13 protein-coding genes and 1 tRNA gene are annotated in these 21,921 nt (G+C 32.9%); 11 read left to right on the forward strand and 3 right to left on the reverse strand.

All coding sequences use genetic code 11. The annotated features are described in order from the left end of the window. The first annotated feature begins 8 nt into the window (after positions 1-8). Entirely contained in the window at positions 9-1,208 is a 1,200-nt protein-coding gene (locus HB672_RS00730) for a Pycsar system effector family protein (RefSeq protein WP_167606106.1), read from the forward strand. 16 nt (positions 1,209-1,224) lie between these two features. Here the strand turns inward: HB672_RS00730 and HB672_RS00735 are convergent, their stop codons facing one another. Both HB672_RS00735 and HB672_RS00740 read right to left on the reverse strand, forming a co-directional pair. Further along, positions 1,225-3,597, reverse strand: a complete 2,373-nt coding sequence (locus HB672_RS00735; protein WP_167606109.1) for a GAF domain-containing protein — start codon at positions 3,595-3,597, stop codon at positions 1,225-1,227. Positions 3,598-3,804: 207 nt separating this feature from the next. Then, positions 3,805-3,886, reverse strand: a tRNA-Leu gene (locus HB672_RS00740). 101 nt (positions 3,887-3,987) lie between these two features. On the opposite strand from HB672_RS00740, the gene HB672_RS00745 reads away from it, so the two are divergent. From HB672_RS00745 to HB672_RS00755, 3 genes are read left to right on the forward strand one after another with little or no spacing between them, the layout of a single operon-like run. Further along, the gene (locus HB672_RS00745) at positions 3,988-5,379 is read left to right on the forward strand and encodes a dipeptidase (protein WP_167606112.1); all 1,392 of its coding nucleotides are present in this window, start codon (positions 3,988-3,990) and stop codon (positions 5,377-5,379) included. A gap of 45 nt (positions 5,380-5,424) precedes the next feature. Next, complete coding sequence (locus tag HB672_RS00750; RefSeq protein WP_167606115.1) at positions 5,425-7,752, forward strand: DPP IV N-terminal domain-containing protein; 2,328 nt, start codon at positions 5,425-5,427, stop codon at positions 7,750-7,752. 26 nt (positions 7,753-7,778) lie between these two features. Beyond that, the gene (locus HB672_RS00755) at positions 7,779-8,651 is read left to right on the forward strand and encodes a DMT family transporter (protein ID WP_167606120.1); all 873 of its coding nucleotides are present in this window, start codon (positions 7,779-7,781) and stop codon (positions 8,649-8,651) included. 1 nt (position 8,652) lies between these two features. Here the strand turns inward: HB672_RS00755 and HB672_RS00760 are convergent, their stop codons facing one another. Continuing rightward, a complete protein-coding gene (locus HB672_RS00760; RefSeq protein WP_167606124.1) occupies positions 8,653-10,038 on the reverse strand; it encodes a M28 family peptidase in 1,386 nt (461 codons plus the stop codon). 322 nt (positions 10,039-10,360) lie between these two features. On the opposite strand from HB672_RS00760, the gene HB672_RS00765 reads away from it, so the two are divergent. The 7 genes from HB672_RS00765 to HB672_RS00795 all read left to right on the forward strand — a co-directional run bounded on the left by HB672_RS00765 (position 10,361) and on the right by HB672_RS00795 (position 21,917). Next, positions 10,361-10,726, forward strand: a complete 366-nt coding sequence (locus HB672_RS00765) for a BlaI/MecI/CopY family transcriptional regulator (RefSeq protein WP_167606128.1) — start codon at positions 10,361-10,363, stop codon at positions 10,724-10,726. A gap of 2 nt (positions 10,727-10,728) precedes the next feature. Next, positions 10,729-13,047, forward strand: a complete 2,319-nt coding sequence (locus HB672_RS00770; protein ID WP_167606131.1) for a M56 family metallopeptidase — start codon at positions 10,729-10,731, stop codon at positions 13,045-13,047. 92 nt (positions 13,048-13,139) lie between these two features. Beyond that, positions 13,140-14,240, forward strand: coding sequence for a DUF4407 domain-containing protein (locus tag HB672_RS00775; protein WP_167606137.1), 1,101 nt, complete (start codon positions 13,140-13,142; stop codon positions 14,238-14,240). Between the two features lie 362 nt (positions 14,241-14,602). Further along, positions 14,603-15,562 (forward strand): ornithine cyclodeaminase family protein, encoded by a 960-nt coding sequence (locus HB672_RS00780; protein WP_167606140.1) that lies wholly within the window; start codon positions 14,603-14,605, stop codon positions 15,560-15,562. Beyond that, complete coding sequence (locus HB672_RS00785; protein ID WP_167606143.1) at positions 15,555-16,622, forward strand: proline racemase family protein; 1,068 nt, start codon at positions 15,555-15,557, stop codon at positions 16,620-16,622. The genes HB672_RS00780 and HB672_RS00785 overlap by 8 nt, the downstream gene beginning before the upstream one ends. Then, the gene (locus tag HB672_RS00790; RefSeq protein WP_167606146.1) at positions 16,619-18,640 is read left to right on the forward strand and encodes a trehalase family glycosidase; all 2,022 of its coding nucleotides are present in this window, start codon (positions 16,619-16,621) and stop codon (positions 18,638-18,640) included. Before HB672_RS00785 ends, HB672_RS00790 begins: the two co-directional genes overlap by 4 nt. Continuing rightward, positions 18,633-21,917 carry a glycoside hydrolase family 2 TIM barrel-domain containing protein gene (locus HB672_RS00795; RefSeq protein ID WP_167606150.1) on the forward strand — a complete coding sequence of 1,095 codons (3,285 nt, stop codon included), beginning with the start codon at positions 18,633-18,635 and terminating at the stop codon, positions 21,915-21,917. The genes HB672_RS00790 and HB672_RS00795 overlap by 8 nt, the downstream gene beginning before the upstream one ends. Positions 21,918-21,921: the final 4 nt, after the last annotated feature.

Here is a 21,921-nt window from a genome sequence, read left to right on the forward strand (position 1 = left end):
TTTTTTATATGGATAATCTTATTTATGAATCTGAAAAATTTGTAGTCCACTTATTAAACAATAAACTGGATAACAAGTTTGTCTATCATAATTTGGCACATACACAACGTGTTGTTGAAAAAGCCAAAGAACTTGCAGAACTTGCTCAAATTAGTGAGTTAGAGAAAACGCACCTTATATTAAGTGCTTGGTTACATGATACAGGTTTTACGGTGAAAATTGAGAATCATGAAGATGAAAGTGCCAAAATTGCAACGGCTTTTTTAACTGAACAAGGTTGCTCAAATAATGATATTGAAGCTGTTTGTAATCTAATTTTAGCAACAAATCTTGATTATGAGCCAAAAAATAAACTTGAAAAAATTATTCGTGATGCCGATTGTGCTCATATTGGCAGTAAAAACTACCTTGAAGTTGCTGAATTACTAAGAAAAGAATGGGAATTAACATGTAACAAAAAGATAACTGAAGCCAAATGGTTAGAGGAAAGCATAAACTTTTTAACTACACAACATCGTTTTTACTCAGACGTAGCTTCTTCAATTTGGGATAAAGGAAAGGGTAAAAATTTATCGCAGTTACTAAAAATGCAAAAAAAGTTAATAAACGAAGAATCTAAATTAAAGCATAGAAAAGATGAATTAAAGTTTAAAAAAAACAAAATAGAATTGCCAGAACGTGGTATTGAAACCATGTTTCGAGTTACTTTAAAAAATCACATGCATTTAAGTAATATTGCAGATACTAAAGCCAATATTTTGCTATCTGTAAATGCTATAATAGTCTCTTTGGTACTTTCAAATTTGGTTTCTAAACTTGACAACCCTTCTAATGATTACTTAATTTGGCCTACAGTTATTTTTGTGATTTTTACTGTAATCTCTATAATATTATCCATTCTAGCCACTAGACCAAATGTTACAAGTGGTAAATTCACAAAGGACGATGTTGCTAACAAAAAAGTAAACCTATTGTTTTTTGGTAACTTTCATAAAATGAGTTTAGATGATTTTGAATGGGCAATGGGAGAAATGATGCAAGACAGAGATTATTTGTATTCATCCATGAAAAAAGATCTTTATTTTTTAGGAAAGGTTTTAGACCGAAAATATAAAATATTACGCTTAACCTATGCTGTGTTTATGGTTGGAATTGTTGTAAGTGTTTTTGCCTTTGCAATCGCCTTTAAAGCTCAACCAGTAATGTAAATTATTTAAAATAAAATCAGGCTTTAATTTCCTTCATTAAATCATCGTAAGTATAAAACGCTTTATCATCTTCACTTTTATGATATAAAACACTTACTCTAATTGCCTTTAATCCAGTTACAGCTTGCAAATCCTGTAATTCAACTATTTCTACATCAGTATCTAAATATTTTTTAGATTGTAAAAATTTGATATATCGTAAATATTCTACTTCATCTTGTTTTTGAGAATAAACAATACTTATCTTTCCTTTCTGGGTAACACGTTTTTTTGTGCCTTTTATGTATGCTTTGTCTACACGTTTTTTTACAATTTCATAACGTGCGTTGTATGTGCCATCAACATCAAATTGCTTTTCATCCATTCTAAAACTAATAGATAATGGCTGATTAAACACCAAAATCATTGAAGCTACATCTAATGATATGGGAAATTCAGATTTCATTTGATAATATGAATTTTCCATTTCGCACATCACTTGTAATTGCCAAAGTCTTAAATTGTATAAGTAAATTGGATTAAAACTATCATCTTTAGTTATGGACTCTCCTATATACATATTATGCTCAATACCATCAGTTTTAAAGCGCTCAAAATAATGAGGATACATTGCCTGCGCCTCCACTTGCTTTTTATCTAGAAGAGAGGCCATTTCTTTATTAATATGAGCAATCGTATCATCATATTCTTTTCTATGTTTGTATAAAACATCAACTTTTTCATCAATGCTATTATAATAACTATCAATTTCAGATTTTAAAGTATTTGCATTGTATAAATGCTGAAGAACATCGTGGATATCACCTTTAAAAAAAGAAGATATTTGCTGCTCACTATCAACTTGAAAATTATTATCTAAACCAACCAAATAATCTTTTACTTGATACATATACTGCTCGTAAATTGGCAATCCTTCAATTTCATAAGCCCTTTCAAGTATTGAATGAACGGACTTCAATTGTATTTTTAAATCCTGTTTGGTTGCCCAATTTCTTGCTTCAGAAGAACCTTTTATATCTATTTGTCCATATAGTGGATAGATGTTATCAAATGCAATTTTATTAAATGTTGGTTCACTATCACTTAATTGGTCTCTAATAAAATTTTTAGCTTCCTTTACAAATCGCCAATGCACACTAGGGTGAATTGATGTACATTCTTTTTGAATTATGGCTTCTATTAAATTCTCTTCATCATTTTTAGAACGCTCCACAGCCGAAACAATAAAAGGCATTACATCTTCCAACTTGTTTGCATTTATGCTATTTAAAACTTGTGCTTCATTAGAGGCTATTTCTAGTATCCCCATTAAACCATCATCATTTGCTATTGGAGCAAATATGGCACTTTTAATACCCTGTTCATGTAGTGCTCTAATGTGAGGTGCTTTACCTTTTGATATTTTGAACATTCGATCCACATCAGATACAGAAAAGTATTTGTTTTCGTTAAGTAACCTATTGTAAGACCATTTACATAAAGAATCTTCACATTTTAAACTTTCGGCATTATTTAGAAGAAAGCTATTAGCTCCAACATCATATACACGCTCAAAAGTACTTTCTTCTTTATTGTAAATTGAAAACCCTATCCTAATATTATTAATACCTAAAAGAGATTTAAAAATTTCTTGAAAATCTTCAATAATATTTTCATCATTGCATTTTTCGTCACCAATAAGCGCAGACTTTACATTTGAGATGGATTGATCATCTGTAACATCAAAAATATTTGAAATCACAAATCCCTTAAATGTGTAGCTGTTTGGTGGAAATTTTTCTTTCCATAAATCAATATTCTCAAAATTATCGAGTAATAACTCGTAATCCTCTTGAGTGATTTTAGGCGTATTATTTTTTGGTGTTATTTCAGTAAAATCTGCATTATACAATATCTTGTAATACCTCATAATACCATTAGCGTCTGGAATTTCGTAATAAAATGGGCGCTTAAAATTTATATTATATCCATAACAAAATGCTAAAACAATAGTACAAGCAATAATGTACTTATCGTCTTCTGGCATATTTTTAATCTTTAATTCAAAATCGTCACCTGCAGTTTTTATGATGTTTTTAAAACGTTCGGAAGAATTGAAAATCAAATTATGAAAAGGTACGGAAGCAGTCTTTATTTCATTTTTAGTTAATACTGGACTAAATGAGTCTTGAAGAATTACACTTATTTCTTTTTCTCTTTCTTTTAAGATATTATTATCACTAAAACCATCACGTAGTTCTGGATATGCCTCAGCAGTCCTTAAGACACGCTTTGCCTTTGCAGCAATGAATTCATCTTCATTATTCGCTAAAGCTTCGTAATGATTAAGCAACTTATTGAAACTTACTTTAAGCTCAAAAGGCGACTCAATATTTTCATTAATATCCATGATATGTAATTGATTATGAAACAAATTTACTAATAATTGGTTTAGTCGTTTAATAATAGACTATCTAACAATAAAATTGTTTCAATAATAAATGTTAAACTTTAAACAAATACTTGCAAATAGTTTGTGTGAACTTTAACTAAAAATTATTTATGAAATATTAAATTAAAAAAAGCCTCTCAAAATATGAGAAGCTTTTTAACTTTGTGCGGGCGGAGAGACTCGAACTCTCACACCTCGCGGCACTAGATCCTAAGTCTAGCGTGTCTACCAATTCCACCACGCCCGCAAAAGGACTGCAAATATAAACATTCCTTTTAATATTCAAATCTATCTACAAAAAATAATAACTCTTTTTGTACTTTTAAGGCTCATCAAAATTTATTCTCAATGCAAGGTATAAAACCATACATCAATAATCATAAAGATCGCTTTTTAAATGAAATAATTGAACTGTTGAAGATTCCATCTATTAGTGCAGATTCGGCATACAAAAAAGATGTTCTTCTAACAGCAGAATTCGTTTCAGAAAGTCTAAAAAAAGCTGGCTGTGATAATGTTGAAATTTGTAAAACTGAAGGTTATCCTATAATATATGCCGATAAAATTATAGATACAAACCTACCCACTGTTTTAGTATATGGTCATTATGATGTACAACCACCAGATCCTTTAAATCTTTGGGATTCCCCACCATTTGAGCCTGTTATCAAAAAAACAGACTTACATCCTGAAGGAGCAATTTTTGCAAGAGGATCATGTGATGATAAAGGACAGTTTTACATGCACGTTAAAGCTATAGAGTTTTTAATTTCAACAAATCAATTACCATGTAATGTAAAATTCATGATTGAAGGTGAAGAGGAAGTTGGTAGTACAAGTCTAGCGGGGTTTGTGAAAAACAATCAAGATAAATTAGCCAACGATGTGATATTGATTTCGGACACTGGAATGATTGCCAAAGATGTCCCTTCAATAACAACTGGACTTAGAGGTTTAAGTTATGTTGAAGTTGAAGTTACTGGTCCTAATCGCGATTTACATTCAGGATTATATGGAGGCGCTGTCGCCAACCCAATTAATGTACTCACTAAAATGATTGCATCACTTCATGATGAGAATAACCATATTACTATTCCTGGGTTTTATGATAAGGTTGAAGAACTCTCCACAGAAGAACGAGCTGAAATGGCAAAAGCCCCATTTTCATTAGAAGACTATAAAAAAGCATTGGATATTGAAGCTGTTTATGGCGAAAAAAGTTACACAACAAACGAACGTAATTCTATTAGACCTACACTTGACGTAAACGGAATTTGGGGAGGTTACACAGGTGAAGGTGCAAAAACAGTGATAGCAAGTAAAGCCTATGCTAAAATTTCAATGCGTTTGGTGCCTGACCAAGATTGGCTAGAAATTACTGATTTGTTTAAAACACATTTTAAAAACATTGCGCCAAAAGGAGTTACGGTAAAAGTAACACCTCATCATGGTGGGCAAGCCTATGTAACACCAATAGACAGTATTGGTTATAAAGCAGCTTCGAAAGCCTATGAAGACACTTTTGGGAAAACACCAATTCCACAACGAAGTGGTGGAAGCATTCCAATTGTTGCTTTGTTTGAAAAAGAGCTAAAAAGTAAAACCATATTAATGGGCTTTGGCTTAGACAGTGATGCTATTCACTCTCCAAATGAACATTTTGGATTATTTAACTATTACAAAGGCATAGAAACAATTCCTTTATTCTATAAATATTTTACTGAGTTGAAAATGAAATAGTTCCAAATTCCTTACATTTATACATCCAACTAAAACATAATTCTCATGAAATCCAGATTTGCACGATTAATTGTAGTAGTTTTTACAATTTCAATAATTTTTAGCTGCTCAAATTCGAGCACATCAGAAAAAAAACAGCTAACAGAAGCTGATTATAAAAAAGCAACTGCTCACATGAGTAGTGATTTAAATAAGCTTATTTCTAATCAAATAACAAGTCAAAAATGGCTAGACGATGGCTCTTTTTTATATTCAAAGCAAACAGAAAATGGCAATGAATACATTCTTGTAAATCCAGTTTCGAAAGAAAAAACAACGGCTTTTGATATCGCAAAATTGGCATCTAGCTTATCTTCAAAATTAGATAAAACAATTGATGCAAAAGATTTATCCTTAAGAAATGTCAATTATTCTAAAAACTCTAATAATGTGACTTTCTCTTATGGCGGCAACAACTATTCGTATAATGCTTCCGATAATTCTATAACCGATTTTGAAGATAATTCTCCGGAAGTTAGCAGAAATGAGCATCTGTCTCCTAACGGTAAACTAGCAGCCTATATTGATAATTTCAACCTTTGGGTTAGAGATATCAATACCAATAAAAAAACCCAATTAACTTTTGATGGAATTGAAGATTACAGTTATGCTATTAATAATGCAGGATGGACTAAAGGGGATAATGCGGTTTTGAAATGGTCACCTAATTCTGATAAAATTGCCACTTTTAGGCAAGATGCACGAGGTGTTGGTGAAATGTATTTAACCTCAACCAATGTTGGTCATCCTAGATTGGAAGCTTGGAAACATCCTTTACCTGGAGATTTAAAAGTATTTAAAATTGAGCGTGTTATTATTCATTTGGATGGCACACCAAGAATGACGCAATTAAAAATGGAATCAGATTTTCAACGCTCAACAACCACAGACCATATTGCTGGTAGAGGTGGTGAGTTTTTGGATGTAGAATGGAGTGAAGATGGGTCTCAATTGTCTTTTGTATCATCTTCAAGAGACCATAAAATTGCACACCTAAGAATTGCTAATTCCAATTCAGGTGACGTTCGCTCAGTTCTAAAAGAAGAAACTGAAACGTATTTTGAATCTGGTGTAAGAATGAGAAACTGGCATTTATTAGAAAAAAGCAATGAAGTGATTTGGTTTTCTGAAAGAGATAATTGGGGGCATTTATACCTATACGATTTAACAACTGGAGATTTAAAACAACAAATAACCAAGGGTGAATGGGCTGTTCAGCAATTATTACATATTGATGAAGATACTAGAGAATTATTTTTTACTGCTGGTGGAAAAGAAGAAGGCAATCCTTATCATAGATATTTATATAAAGTTGATTTTGATGGAAACAATCTCATTAATTTAACTCCTGATGCTGGAACGCATAGTATTAACTTCTCACCTAATTACAATTATTTTGTTGATATCTATTCAACAGTTGAAAACCCTCCTGTAGCTGTATTAAGAAATAGAAATGGGGAAAAGATTGCTGACTTAGAAACTGCAGACATTACCAGGTTAAAAGCCAACAACTGGCAACAACCAATAGAGTTTAATGTAAAAGCTAGAGATAATAAAACCGATTTATATGGTATTATGTATTTGCCAAGTCATTACTCTGAAACTGGTTCGTATCCTGTTTTAAATTATATCTATCCTGGACCACAATCTGGCAGTGTAAGAGGCTTTGGCTTTAGCGCAGTAAGTAGAGATTATCAAGCTGTTGCCGAATTAGGTTTTGTAGTGGTAGCTGTAAATGCTATGGGAACTCCAGGGCGCTCAAAATCTTTCCATGATTTTTATTATGGAAATATGGGAGACAATGGTATTCCTGACAATATTGCAACTATTGAGCAATTAGCAAAACAATACAAGGGAATGGATCTTGACCGAGTTGGTATTTGGGGGCATTCTGGTGGTGGTTTTGCATCAACAAGAGCATTGTTTGCTTATCCTGATTTTTATAAAGTAGCAGTGTCTGGTGCTGGAAACCATGACAATAGAAATTACGAAGCAGATTGGGGAGAAAAGTGGCAAGGACTTTTAGTAACCGACAAAGAAAGTGGCACTACTAATTACGACAATCAAGCTAACCAGTTGATAGCTGAAAACTTAAAGGGAAAACTTCTTATCACTCATGGCTCAATGGATAATAATGTACCTCCATCAAACACGATGTTGGTTGTTGAAGCATTGATTAAAGCCAATAAAGATTTCGATTTTATCTTATTTCCAAACCAAAGGCATGGTTATGGAAATATGACCGATTATATGACTAGAAGACGTTGGGATTATTGGGTAAAACATTTATTGAATATGGAACCTCCTAAAGAGTTTTCATTAGATAATTTTTAATCAAATCACTGCTTAATAAAGCATGAATGAAGAATGACCATTTAGTTCGACTATTAGAACTAAGTTTAGCCACATTATTTATTAGCACCTCAGGTGCTTTAGGTAAATTTATTGCCATGCCAACGCCAGTTATTGTATGGTGGCGTTGTGCATTGGCTTTGGTGTTTTTGTTTATTTTTTCTAAAATTGTTAGAATTCGTTTAGCCCCAAAATCTAAAAAGGATTTACCAACAATAATTATTAGTGCTTTATTCCTAGGCGCTCATTGGATTACATATTTCTATTCGTTGAAACTATCTAATGTAGCAATAGGAATGTTGTCGTTATATACCTTTCCTGTAATTACTGCGTTGTTGGAACCTTTCTTCACGAAAGTAAAACTGGAAATAAGTCATGTGTTTTTGGGCTTACTCATTTTAGTAGGCATTTACATTTTATCACCTGAGTTGAATCTTGAAAACTCGCAAGTTAAAGGTCTGTTATTAGGAATACTCTCAGCAATCTGTTATGCTTTAAGGATTTTGATTTTAAAGAAGCATGCAAAAAACTATCATGGTACAACGTTAATGATTTATCAGTTGATTGTGTTAACTATCGTTTTAGTACCATTTATGTTCTTAATGGATACTAGCGGAATAGAAACACAGTATCCTTATGTAATTTTATTAGCTTTACTTACTACAGCAATTGGACACTCGCTCTTTGTGCACAGTTTAAAATATTTTTCAGCAAGTTCGGCAAGTATTATTAGTAGTTTTTTGCCGATTTATGGGATTATAATTGCGTACTTCTTTCTAGGAGAAATTCCAAAACTAAACACTATTATTGGTGGAAGTTTAATTATGATAACTGTAATTGTTGAAAGTATATTGTCTAAAAGAAGGATGCTTAAAAAATAGCTTATTCTTTCACAACCTTATAAAACAAAGTTCTTCCTACATTTTCAATATTTACAAAATAGATTCCATTTGCTAATTGCGAAAAATCAACCTCATAATGTTGCTTATCAATAGTCTTTTTTAGTACCTCTTTTCCTTCTATTGATACAATAGATAAAGCTGCTTTGCTAATAGTTTCAGGAATACGAATATTTAAAATAGACGTTACTGGATTAGGGAATACTTCTACTGTTTTTTTAGTAAACCCATCAAGTTCAAGTGTATTATAGTTTACGCAATTACTAATCTCTATACAAGATCCTAAAGTTATTTCAACTGCATAATTTCCATTAGATGATGGCGTAAACGTCTGTCCTGTTTCAGAAGGAATAATAACCATATTATTATCACAATCCAGCCATTGATACGTTGCTCCAGATTGATTTGCAGTAATATTCGATACCGTTGTTGTAACTGTATTATCTACAGCTTGTAAACTCCCTTTTGTTGCCATATAATACAGCGACAACTTTGTTAAATCTGTAAAATAGTCCATATCTAAATCAGCAAATCTATCATTAGCTGTATGGTAATTTGGTGTTTCATCATTATTAAACCATGATTCTCCAACAAAAATTGCTGGAAAACCATTACTCCAAAACCAAAAATGATCAGACGCACCTGACCCTGGATTAACAACATTGGCATTTAAATTGAGACCTGAACTAGTTAAGGCAGTAAGCATATCATCTTTTAATGTTAATGATCCAGCAATGTTCCTAACATCTATATCAAAATCGTTATCGCCATCGCCATCATACGCCATCATATCAAGATTTAAAACACCTAAAATATTATCGCCGTTTACTCCTGCAGCATTAGCATAATAGCGTGATCCGACCAGACCGTCTTCTTCCTCATCCCAAAGTGCATAAATAATGGTATTATCAAAACATTGGGTTGATAAAACTCTTGCTATTTCTAACACAGCTGCAGTTCCGCTTGCATTATCATCAACACTAAAATCATCCACACTATCGTAATGTGCACAAATAATGTAAATATCATTTGGATTAGTTTTTCCTAATTGAGTGGCTATAATATTTCTGCCATTATAGGTTGTTGAGCCATAAGTTACTGTGTAGGCTTGGTCGTTAATGGTTAAATTATTGAACATTGACAATCGTTCCTTTAAATAATCAGCTGCAACGTCGTTATTAGCACTTTCTCTATTTAAAATAGTAACCGTACTTCCATTAACAACCGTTGGATCCTCACCTGAAAATTCACGAATCACCTTTGTTAAAGTATCTTGACTTACAAAATTCATTAAATCTGATACGGTTTGAGCCGATAAGGTACACGACACAAAAAAGGTTAGTATCAATAAAGAAGTAAGTTTGTTCATTTTTGGGCTTTTTTAATAATAACTATACCAAATATACATGATTTATAAAAAAAGGCTCGTTTAGTTTTAAACGAGCCTTTTTATTATCTATAAAATCAAACATTAAAATCAACAATTAAAACTAAGTAAACCTTAATCATTTTTGTTTTAAATGCTTTACAAATTTAATGTATATCTATATAATTAAGAGTAACATTTGTTACAAAGCAATTGTATTTGTTCTGAGAAGTTTTGTGTTAAATTTTTAATAATCTGAATCAATAATTTGGTTTTTATATTTTTTATTCTACATTTGTAGAGTTAATTCTAATTTTGTAGAGCAATGCAATTATCCAAAACCGAAGAACAATTAATGCAACATTTATGGAAGCTCGAAAAAGCATTCATGAAAGACCTTCTTGATGCTTACAACGAACCTAAACCAGCAACAACCACCATTGCAACCTTATTAAAACGCATGACTGGCAAAGGATTTGTAGCCTACAACCTCTACGGAAAATCAAGAGAATATTATCCGCTTGTAAAAAAGAAAGACTACTTCTCTAAGCACGTAAACGGACTTATTAAAAACTTTTTTAATGATAGTGCAACACAATTTGCATCGTTCTTTACTCAAGAAACGGACTTAAGCAAAGATGAGCTTGAAAGCCTAAAAGAAATTATTGATAACGAAATTAAAAAGAAGTAATTATGGCACTATATCTTTTAAAATTTTCGGGATGCCTTTTAATCTTTTTAGCCTTTTACAAATTGGTGTTAGAAAAAGAAAACATGCATGCGTTTAAGCGATTTTTTCTTTTGGCTACTCTAATCTTATCAATAGGCATTCCTTTAGTGACGTTCACTCAATATGTTGAGTATTCACCTCAAACTTTTAACGAGGTTTCACAAGATATGTTTATTGCGAATAACTCTATAGAAATTGAAGCAATCACTAATTATGTTCCTTATATTATTTGGTCTATATACCTAATTGGTGTATTAATCTTTGGTTTTAAATTTATTAGAAACCTTTATCGATTAAACCATAAAATAAAACATAACCCAAAGCAACGCTATTACGAATTCACACACGTATTATTAAAAGATTTAATAGTACCTCACACCTTTTTCAATTATATCTTTTTTAATAAATCTAAATTTGAAGCCAACGAAATACCTGAAGAAGTATTTTGGCACGAACAAACACATGCAACACAAAAACACAGTATAGATATTGTCTTTATTGAGGCTATACAAGTGCTGTTTTGGTTTAATCCACTAATCTACATAATAAAGCACGCCATTAAATTAAACCATGAGTTTTTAGCAGACCAAGGCGTTTTACGTAAAGGGATTAACACCAACACCTATCAAAAAATTATTTTGGCATTCTCATCAAATGCTGCACAACCACAACTGACTAATGCCATCAATTATTCATTAATTAAAAAACGATTTACAGTTATGAAAACTCAAACCACAAAGCGAGGCATCTGGCTTCGAAGTCTAGTATTACTACCCCTTTTAGCAATTATGTTGTATAGCTTTAGCGATACAAAAGTTATTGAAAAAACTTCTGAAGAAATCTCAGGCACAAATCTTACAGCAAGGAGCATTGATATTGAAGTATTCGACAACGGTACTTATAAAATAGATGGTCTTAAAGCTACTAAAAAAACATTTGCATCAGTTATCAACCAATTGCATCAAGATATAACTCCTGAAATACGTAATCGAATCATAAATGTTCATGTAAATAATGGGAAAACTGTTTTAGATGAAGAAGTATGGTTTATTTATAATTCTGTAATTGATTATGGCTTTCATCGCATTGTTACTTACAACCAAGAAATAGTTCGAGAAAAAGGAAATAAACCTTTTGCGATTACAAATACTGTTACCCAAGTACAATCAAATGCTATCTTTAATAAATCTGAACAAAAGAAAGCAACAAAAGCCCAAATAAAAGAGTATAATAAGCTGGCAAAAAAGTATAACAACATGTCTAAAGATGAGCTGCATGTTAAAAAAAGTGACTTGGAGCGTTTAAAATACATTTACAGTATTATGAGCGATGAACAAAAAAAGGATGCAGAACCATTCCCAAATATTCCACCTCCACCTCCTCCTGCACCAAATACGCCTAGAGTTATTGAAGTAGAAGCAGCAATGCCTCCACCTCCACCTCCAATCCCAGCCAATGCCTCTCCTGAACAACGAAAAAAGTATGAGAAGGCAATTAAAATGTATAAAGAAAAGGCTGCAAAAGTAAAAAGCATGCTTCCGCCTCCACCTCCTCCGCCAATTCCTGACAATGCAACGCCCGAACAAAAGAAAAAATACGAGGAAAACATTAAAAAGTATGAGTTAGCTGTTGCTGAATCTAGGCAAAACATGGCTAAAGTAAGAGAGGCAAAAAATACTGAAAGAACCCAACTCATTAAAGTAAAAGAACAATATGCTGCTGAAAGAAAAGCATTGCAAGAAGTTAAGCTTGCTAGAGTTGCTGAAATGGAAGAGCGAAAAGAAAAATTAGAACAACAGAAATTGCAACGCGTTGTAGAGAGACAAGCCATTAGCGAAGAGCGTAAAGCACAATTAGTAAAAGAAAAACTAAAATATGTTGAAGAACGTAAAGCTGAAACTGAAAAGCTAAAGAAAGAAAAACTAAAATATGTTGAAGAACGTAAAGCTGAAACTGAAAAGCTAAAGAAAGAAAAACTAAAGCATGTTGAAGAGCGTAAAGTATTAGCTGAAGAAAAAAGAAAACTAGCAAAAATTGAAAGGCTAAAGAGAGACTTGCCACCACCGCCTCCTCCAAAGTCTCCATTAGACCATGTTATTGAAATGGCTAAAAAAGATGCAGTTTTCTATTTTGAAGGAAAAGAAATTTCATCCGATGAGGCTATTAAAAAATTAAAGCAGAATAAGAAGATGAATGTTCGAACAATTAGCCGAGATTCTAACAGACCAAAAGTTCATCTCTCTACCAAACCAATGGTAGTTGAAATAAAAGAAAAAAACTAGATATTTTTTAAAAGCCTCGATTTTCGAGGCTTTTTTGTAACATTTTACCAATAATTGCGTTCTAATAGACAATCAATCAAAACCACTACATTATGTTACAGCAATTTTTCATCATCTGCTCAGGCTCCGACATCGATATTTTAAAAGACTGCTCCAAAGGCGAACAAAATAAATACGCAGGCATTGGCGCAACGGTATTTTTTACTGCACTAATGGCGTTTATAGCAGCTAGTTATGCGCTTTATACAGTATTCGATAATATGTTTGCAGCTGTTGGTTTTGGTCTTGTTTGGGGATTACTCATTTTTAATCTAGACAGATACATTGTATCTACCATCAAAAAAACAGGCAATATTATTGATGAACTCATACAAGCATCACCAAGAATTATTTTAGCAGTAATTATTGCTGTGGTGATTTCAAAACCTTTAGAATTAAAAATATTTGAAAAAGAAATCAATCAAGTGTTATTGGAGCAAAAAAATGAGTTCACTCTAGCAAACAAAGAACAGATTGCGCAACAATACACACCAACTGTTGAGTCGTTAACCAATGATATCAATACACTTCAAGCTCAAATAGATGCCAAAGAAACTGAAGTTAACGATTACTACAACACTTACATTGCCGAGGCCGAAGGTCGCGAAGGCACTTTACTACTTGGAAAAGGACCTGTCTATAAAGAAAAAAGAGAAAAGCACGATGCCGAATTAGCAGCCTTACAAGAACTAAAAGAAACTAATAACGCAAAAATTGTAGCAGCTGAAGCACAAATAGCTCAATTAAATGCCGATTATGAATCTGCTGTAACAACATCGCAACCTATTATTGATAATTTTGATGGTTTAATGGCTCGTGTAAATGCCTTAGGCGAATTACCTTGGTTGCCTTCATTCTTTATATTCTTACTATTCCTAGCGATTGAAACGTCACCAATTTTCGCAAAACTATTATCTCCTAAAGGGGAATATGATATCAAGTTTTTAGAAGACGAATCAAAACTTAAAACTTGGGCAGAACAGCAAACACATCAACGAAAAGCAATTTTAGATACTGACAATATCATAAATGACCGTGTTTATGGAGATATAAGTGAAGAAGAAGAACTCTATGCTTATAAAAAGAAAATTGCGAGAGAACTTATGAAAAAACAACAGGAAGCTTTTTACAAAAAGCAAACTAAGTTTTTATAAATTCTTTACTATTTTTTTAGTTAAGGCTAAATTAATTTTTCTGTTGTAGCAAATGATAACATCCATACTCATGGTTTGATATTTAGATGATTCTCATCATAACCTAAAAACAAATATTTCTATCTCTTTTATCAATATACTCCTAAGTGCTAGACGGATAAGGTACTGCTCGATTAGACACCCCAAAATATGATTAAAGAAGCGATTGGATACTTCATAAATAACGGTTGTAAGCAATTATTATTGAAGATAATCAAAACAATTATCCCTCAATTGATATAAAATTATCAAAGATTGGTTTTATCTTATTTAAAAATGGATAAATATTTTATCAGGTATTAAGAATTCTTATTTTTAACATCATGGATAATATTGTTCAAATTGACACTAATTTTATTGAAGAAAACACAAGTTTTACTGAATTAATTTCAGCTTTAAAACATGGGTTTTCGAATAATGATATAATTGTTCCAATGCGACACCATCATGACTTTCCAAACCCAGAAGTAAATGCAGATTCTACATTATTATTAATGCCTGCTTGGAATCCGAGTAAAGAAGCTGGAGTAAAAGTAGTCACAGTGTCTCCAGAAAATGGACAGTTCAATTTGCCCTCCATTCAAGGGGCCTATATTTATTTAGATGCCAAAAAGGGCACTATAAAAGCACTTTTGGAAGCTAAGAACTTAACTGCAAAACGTACAGCAGCAGCTTCAGCTTTGGCGTCGAAATTTTTATCAAGAGAAAATTCCAAGACGCTTTTAATGATTGGAACTGGAGCATTATCAATCAACCTCATTAAAGCCCATGCCTCAGTTAGGCCAATAGAAACGGTTTATCTTTGGGGAAGAAACCATGAAAAAGCCAATGAAATTTGTAAAAAACTTTCAAATGAAAACTATATAGTTAAAGCTATAGAAACCGTAGAAGAAAAAATTTCTGAAGTCGATATAATTTCTTGTGCAACCTTATCAAGAACACCTTTAGTCCTAGGAAGAAACTTAAAAGAAGGACAACATGTTGACCTCGTAGGTGCTTATAAAAAAGATATGCGAGAAGCAGATGATGACGCGATTAAAAAATCTTCTGTTTATGTTGACACCTTTCAAGGAGGACTTAAAGAAAGTGGCGATATTGTGATTCCTATTAAGAATGGTATACTTAAAAAAGAAGACATAAAAGCCGATTTATTTCAACTTTGCTCAAATACAAAATCAGGAAGAACAAACAACTCTGAAATTACAGTCTTCAAATCTGTTGGTCATGCCCTTGAAGATTTAGTTGCAGCAAAATATTATTACACAAAGTTTATTAATGAGTAAAACCTATCAAAACATATTAAGTAATACAAATTTCAACCCTCCATATGAATGGTTACAAATAAAAACCATTGATATGCACACTGGTGGAGAACCTCTTCGAGTAATCGTCAATGGTTTCCCTGAATTAAAAGGTAATTCCGTTCTAGAATACCGAAAATACTGCAAAGAAAATTTTGACCATCTTCGAACAACATTAATGTTTGAGCCACGTGGTCATGCTGATATGTATGGCTGCATTTTATTGCCTCCAAATGATAGTGAAGGTGATTTCGGAATCTTATTTTTACATAATGAAGGTTACTCAACTATGTGTGGTCATGCCATTATTGCTATTTCTACCTTAGCTGTTGAAATGAAATGGATTGATGTGAAAGAAGGTGACAATATTATAAAAATTGATGCTCCTTGTGGTAGAATTACATCTTTTGCAAATGTTAAAGACGAGAAAATTAAAGGAGTACGTTTTCATTGTGTGCCTAGTTTCGTTGTTGGCTTGGATAGAACGGTTGAGATTGAAGGTTTAGGAACTATTAAATACGATTTGGCTTATGGAGGCGCATTTTATGCTTATGTTGACATGGCTAAAAACAACTTCAATTTTGATTTAAGTGCCAATTCGTATAGAGAACTCATCAATCAAGGAATGAAAATCAAGCAGGCCGTAATGAATGCTGATAAAGAAATTCTTCATCCTTTTGAAGATGATTTAAGTTTCCTTTACGGAACCATATTTATTGACAACAACAAACAACCTTCTGGAGCAGATAGTAAGAATATTTGCATTTTTGCCGAAGGTGAAGTAGATCGCTGCCCAACAGGTTCAGGTGTATCTGGACGATTGGCAGTTCATAAATTACGTAATGAAATTGATTTTGGAGAAACGATGACTATTGAAAGTATTACAGGGTCGGTTTTTAAGGGCTCAGTAATATCTGAAGAAAATTATGGATCATTTAAAGCTGTGATTCCTCAAGTTGAAGGAACGGCACATATTATAGGAATGCAAACTTTTGTGATTGATCCTAATGACCCTATGAAAAATGGATTTATTTTAAGATGAAAAAAGTAATAGTACTATTGTTAATATATTCTGCTTTTGGTTGCAAACCAGAACCAAAAACTATAGCGGAAATTGATTATCTAAAGTTCAGTGAAAACATCCTAGATTACCGAATCACACCAAAAGATTCCGTGGATAAATCTGGATTAATGTTTTCTGATCAAGGTGCTTGGTTTGCTTATAGTTTGCCTAAAACCAATAGAAGTTTAATTGGTTTTTCAGGACCTTTTTTAATGACACAAGATAATGGCAATTGGAGTAGCGGAATATTATCAGGCATTTTACTTACGACAGGACATCACAATGACAATTTATTGAGTTTAAAAGAAGACTTAGTTGAACAATCAAGTTCTTCAAGTCATTTACACAGAAAATTTCAAAACGAAAAACTAAAATTAGAACAATCATTAGTTTTCTTATCAGGACATACTGCCTTACAAAAAGTAATTATTACAAACATTTCAGATGACACAATTTTAGTTCGAGCAAATATTCAAGGAGGTATTTCTAATATAGGAATTGAGCTATCAAATGAAAACAATAAAATTAAATTAACTTCTAAGAATTCTGAAGCAGTAGGTTACATAGATACATTAAACAAAATTGAAAGAATTGATATTCTAGATGAAAATAGATTTTATGGTATTCAATTAGAAAGCTCTTTTCTTGAACCAAATGAATCCAAAGAAATAATTATCTCCCAAACCTTCATCTTCCCAGAATACTACTGGGAAAAAGAAAAAGCGCTCATTGAACGTGTTGATTTCGATTCTGTACTCAAAGCCAGAAAACAAGAAAAAAACAATCAACTTAAATCATTAATTGATAACAGAAAGTCACAATTTCTAGATACTAAATATGCTGAAGTGTTGGCTAAAGCACAATTAACACTACAGAATAATTGGCGTGTTCCTGCTGGCGAAATTGAGCATGAAGGCTTATTCCCTAGCTATCATTACAAATGGTTTAATGGATTTTGGTCTTGGGATTCATGGAAACATGCAGTTGGCTTATCCTATTACGATCTACGTTTAGCCAAAGAACAAGTAAAACTTATGCTCAAATTTCAAAACGACGATGGTTTTGTAGCAGATTGTGTATATCGTGACACAACTATTGAAGCACATAATTATCGCGATACAAAACCGCCTTTATCAGCTTGGGCAGTTGCTAAAATTTATGAAAAAGACAAGGATTTAGAGTTTGTAAAATACATGTATCCTAAACTTAAAAAATACCATTATTGGTGGTATAACAAACGCGACCACGACCAAGATGGATTGTGTGAATATGGCTCAACAGACGGAACTTTGATAGCTGCCAAATGGGAAAGTGGTATGGACAATGCCATCAGATTTGATGATTCTAAAATTCTAAAAAATGAAGAAGGTGCTTATTCATTAGACCAAGAAAGTGTCGATTTGAATGCTTACCTCTATGCTGAGAAATTATTTTTGTCACAGCTGTCAGAAGCCTTAAATTTAAACGATGCTTCACAGTATAAAAGCGAAGCAGAAAGTCTAAAAGTCAAAATTCAAACACAATTTTATGATGAAAATGATGGCTGGTTTTATGACACCAATTTAGAAGGCACTCAATTTATAAAAGGAGAAGGCAGCGAAGGTTGGACAGCCCTTTGGGCAAATGCTGCAACCCAAGAACAAGCAGCAGCAGTAAAAAATAAAATGATGAATCCTGATAAATTCTATACCAAAGTACCATTTCAAACCATGAGTGCTGACCATGAAAAATTTGACCCTTTAAAAGGGTATTGGAGAGGGCCAAATTGGTTAGACCAAGCTTATTTTGGAGTGAAAGGATTACGGAATTATGGTTTTAATAAGGAAGCAGATAAAGCCACAATTCAAATTCTAGAAGGTGCTGAAGGCCTATTAGGTAAAGGAAAATCCATTAGAGAAAATTACCATCCACTTACAGGAGAAGGACTCCATGCACAAAATTTTAGTTGGAGCGCAGCTCACGTCATCATGTTATTAATGAACGAAACAAATGATTAAAAGATTTACAATTTTTACGCTTTTACTTTTTTACCTGTCAGTTTACAGTCAAGAAAAAGACCCAATAAAAGACTACAAACACTACATAGAAAACGAACAAGTCATTTCTGAAAATAAAGAACCTGCGCATGCATCCTTTACGTCTTTCGCTTCAAAAAAAAATGCCTTAAAAAATAATTCTCAATTTCATAAATCATTAAATGGCACTTGGAAATTTAATTGGGTGAAAAATCCTAAAGACAGACCAACACAATTCATGAATTCAAACTTTGATACATCTAATTGGGATGACATTAAAGTGCCTTCCAATTGGGAAGTTGAAGGTTTTGGTGTGCCTATTTACGTTAATCATCAATACGAGTTTACCGATTACAAAGCCATGGTTGCTGACGACATGGAATTGGTTGACAGAATCTATCCAAAAAACCCAGGTGATGTCCCAGATAATTATAATCCTGTTGGTACTTATCGTCGTGATTTCACTATTGAAAAAACTTGGAATGAGAAAGAAATTTTCCTACACGTTGGAGCCATGAAAGCTGGTGGTTTTGTATGGCTGAATGGTAAATACATTGGCTACTCTCAAGGCAGCAAATTACCTTCAGAATTTAATATTACTAAAGCTGCAAAAACAGGAAAGAACACCATTGCCATTCAAATTTTTCGTTGGACAGATGGCTCATATTTAGAATGTCAAGATTTTTGGCGCATCAGTGGTATTGAGCGTGACGTATTTATTTATGCGCAACCAAAGCTTCGAATTCAAGATTTTGAGGTGACTTCAACACTTGATAAAGGGTATGAAAACGGTGTCTTTCAATTAGATATTAACTTAAAAAATCATACTAGGAAGAACAAAAACATTGAAGTCTGCTATGAGTTATTAGATGGTGACAAAATGATCTCTTCAGGAAATAAAAAAATTGAAATCCCTTCCTCTCAAAAAGATGCTACTAGTTTTAGGACAATAATTCCTGATGTTAAACAGTGGAGCGCTGAACATCCCAATTTATATACGCTCATTATTGAAACTAAAGATTCTAAAGGGAAAACCACAGAAGTCACACATAGAGAAATTGGGTTTCGTTCTATTGAAATCAAAAATGGTTTGCTTTTGATTAATGGACAACGCATTACATTAAAAGGCGTCAATGCACATGAAGTTGACCCAGAAACTGGTCACGTCATGTCTGAGGAGCTCATAAAAAAAGACATTCAACTTTGGAAAGAAAATAACATCAATGCAGTTCGATTAGCACATTATCCAAGAGGCAGACGCTTCTATGAATTATGCGATAAATATGGAATCTACGTCATCGATGAAGCTAATATTGAATCTCATGGCATGTACTATGGTAAGTATTCCTTGGCAAAATTTCCATCTTGGGAAAATGCTCATGTAGATAGAATGTTGAGAATGGTAGAGCGCGATAAAAATCATCCTTCTGTGATTATTTGGTCCATGGGAAATGAAGCAGGAAATGGTGTTAATTTCTTTAAAGGTTATGATGCTATAAAAGCAACCGACAACACAAAGCGTCCTGTGCAATACGAACGTCCATATAAAGATTACGATGGTAGTTTGTACGATATGGATTCTAATACAGATATTATTGTGCCTCAATATCCAAGTCCTGCACGCTTTGAAGAAGTAGGAAAATCCAAAACCGACAGACCATATATTCCGAGTGAGTACGCTCATGCTATGGGAAACAGCACAGGTAATTTTAAAGATTATTGGGACATTATTGAGTTATACGACAATCTACAAGGCGGATTTATTTGGGATTGGGTTGACCAATCCATCTGGAAAACCAACGAAAAGGGCGAACGCTATTATGCTTATGGCGGCGATTTTGGCGAAAACATGCCAAGTGATAACACGTTTTTAAATAATGGCATTGTGTTTCCCGACAGAACACCTCAGCCAGCTTTGTATGAAGTTAAAAAGGCTCATGAATTTATCAATTTTAAAGATAAAGGCATTAATCGCCATGATGAATTAAGAGTACTCGTTGAAAATTTATACGACTTTACCAACCTTAATCAATTTGATTTTAAAGTGGACATAAAGGCTGATGGAAAAGTGCTAAAGACCATCAATATTGATGACATTTCAGTTGAAACACATACGGGGAAATTGATTCGTATTCCCTTAAAAGATATTGCATTTCAACACAATACTGAATATTTTGTTCACTTCGCAGCAACCACAAAAGAAGATTGGGGAATATTGCCAAAAGGCTTTGAGGTGGCTAGAGAACAAATTCAGTTAACAAATAAATTCAAAGAAGTAAAAACTGAAGTTAGAGAAAGTTCTAATGTAAATATTGCTGAAAATCGAGGTAAGATTATCTTCTCAAATAGCATCCTAAATATAGTATTTAACAAAAACGAAGGTCGAATCACTTCTTACAACATTAACGGGACTGAATTATTAAAAGACGAAAAAGGGCCAAAACCTAACTTTTGGCGTGCCGTAACTGATAACGATTTTGGCAACAAAATGCAAAATAGAAACATTGAGTGGAAACGTGCTTCTTTAGAACTAAAAGTTTCTGATGTTGATTATAAAACACTAGAAAGTGGTGCAATTTCAATGACAGTAAATTATAGTTTGCCAGGCGTTGAAACGACCTTTGTTTCTAATTACACTATATACGGAAATGGCATTATTCGTATTGAAAATACATTGAATGAAACTAATTATGAAGGTGATATCCCAAGGATTGGCATGCGTTTACAACTGTCAAAAGACTATGACAATTTAAGTTACTTTGGTCGTGGTCCTCATGAAAATTATCAAGACAGAAAAGCTTCGGCCTTTGTCGATTTATATGCATCAAAAGTAAGCGAACAATACGTGCCATATATTCGTCCACAAGACAATGGTTACAAAACTGACACACGTTGGTTAGCACTTGCAAATCAACAAAACAAGGGGTTACTTTTCGTATCAGGTTCCGAAAATTATGTGAGTTTTAGTGCATTACACATGGAAAATAAAGATTTTGATACCACTTCTGGGTTGGATTATGAAAATTCTAATAAAAGTAAACATACCATCGACATCAAAGAAAAAGATTTAGTGCAACTCAACATCGATTTAGGACAACGAGGTCTTGCTGGTGATGATAGTTGGTGGTCTAAACCTCAAGAAAAATATCAATTCAAAGGAAATAAAAAACACAGTTATAGTTTTTATATGTTTCCTTTTGAAAATAAAACTGAAACCGACTTCATTAAACTCAGTAAACAATACCAAAGTCAACATTAAAACT

It is taken from the genome of Gaetbulibacter sp. S0825 (genome assembly GCF_011777505.1).
Taxonomy (GTDB): domain Bacteria; phylum Bacteroidota; class Bacteroidia; order Flavobacteriales; family Flavobacteriaceae; genus Pontimicrobium.

Excerpts from the sequence above, each read along its gene's own strand:
- HB672_RS00745 (WP_167606112.1), top strand. The coding sequence starts at position 3,988 with ATGCAAGGTATAAAACCATACATCAATAATCATAAAGATCGCTTTTTA.
- HB672_RS00730 (WP_167606106.1), top strand. The coding sequence starts at position 9 with ATGGATAATCTTATTTATGAATCTGAAAAATTTGTAGTCCACTTATTA.
- HB672_RS00775 (WP_167606137.1), top strand. The coding sequence starts at position 13,140 with ATGTTACAGCAATTTTTCATCATCTGCTCAGGCTCCGACATCGATATT.
- HB672_RS00795 (WP_167606150.1), top strand. The coding sequence starts at position 18,633 with ATGATTAAAAGATTTACAATTTTTACGCTTTTACTTTTTTACCTGTCA.
- HB672_RS00770 (WP_167606131.1), top strand. The coding sequence starts at position 10,729 with ATGGCACTATATCTTTTAAAATTTTCGGGATGCCTTTTAATCTTTTTA.
- HB672_RS00755 (WP_167606120.1), top strand. The coding sequence starts at position 7,779 with ATGAAGAATGACCATTTAGTTCGACTATTAGAACTAAGTTTAGCCACA.
- HB672_RS00790 (WP_167606146.1), top strand. The coding sequence starts at position 16,619 with ATGAAAAAAGTAATAGTACTATTGTTAATATATTCTGCTTTTGGTTGC.
- HB672_RS00780 (WP_167606140.1), top strand. The coding sequence starts at position 14,603 with ATGGATAATATTGTTCAAATTGACACTAATTTTATTGAAGAAAACACA.
- HB672_RS00765 (WP_167606128.1), top strand. The coding sequence starts at position 10,361 with ATGCAATTATCCAAAACCGAAGAACAATTAATGCAACATTTATGGAAG.
- HB672_RS00785 (WP_167606143.1), top strand. The coding sequence starts at position 15,555 with ATGAGTAAAACCTATCAAAACATATTAAGTAATACAAATTTCAACCCT.
- HB672_RS00760 (WP_167606124.1), bottom strand. The coding sequence starts at position 10,038 with ATGAACAAACTTACTTCTTTATTGATACTAACCTTTTTTGTGTCGTGT.
- HB672_RS00735 (WP_167606109.1), bottom strand. The coding sequence starts at position 3,597 with ATGGATATTAATGAAAATATTGAGTCGCCTTTTGAGCTTAAAGTAAGT.
- HB672_RS00750 (WP_167606115.1), top strand. The coding sequence starts at position 5,425 with ATGAAATCCAGATTTGCACGATTAATTGTAGTAGTTTTTACAATTTCA.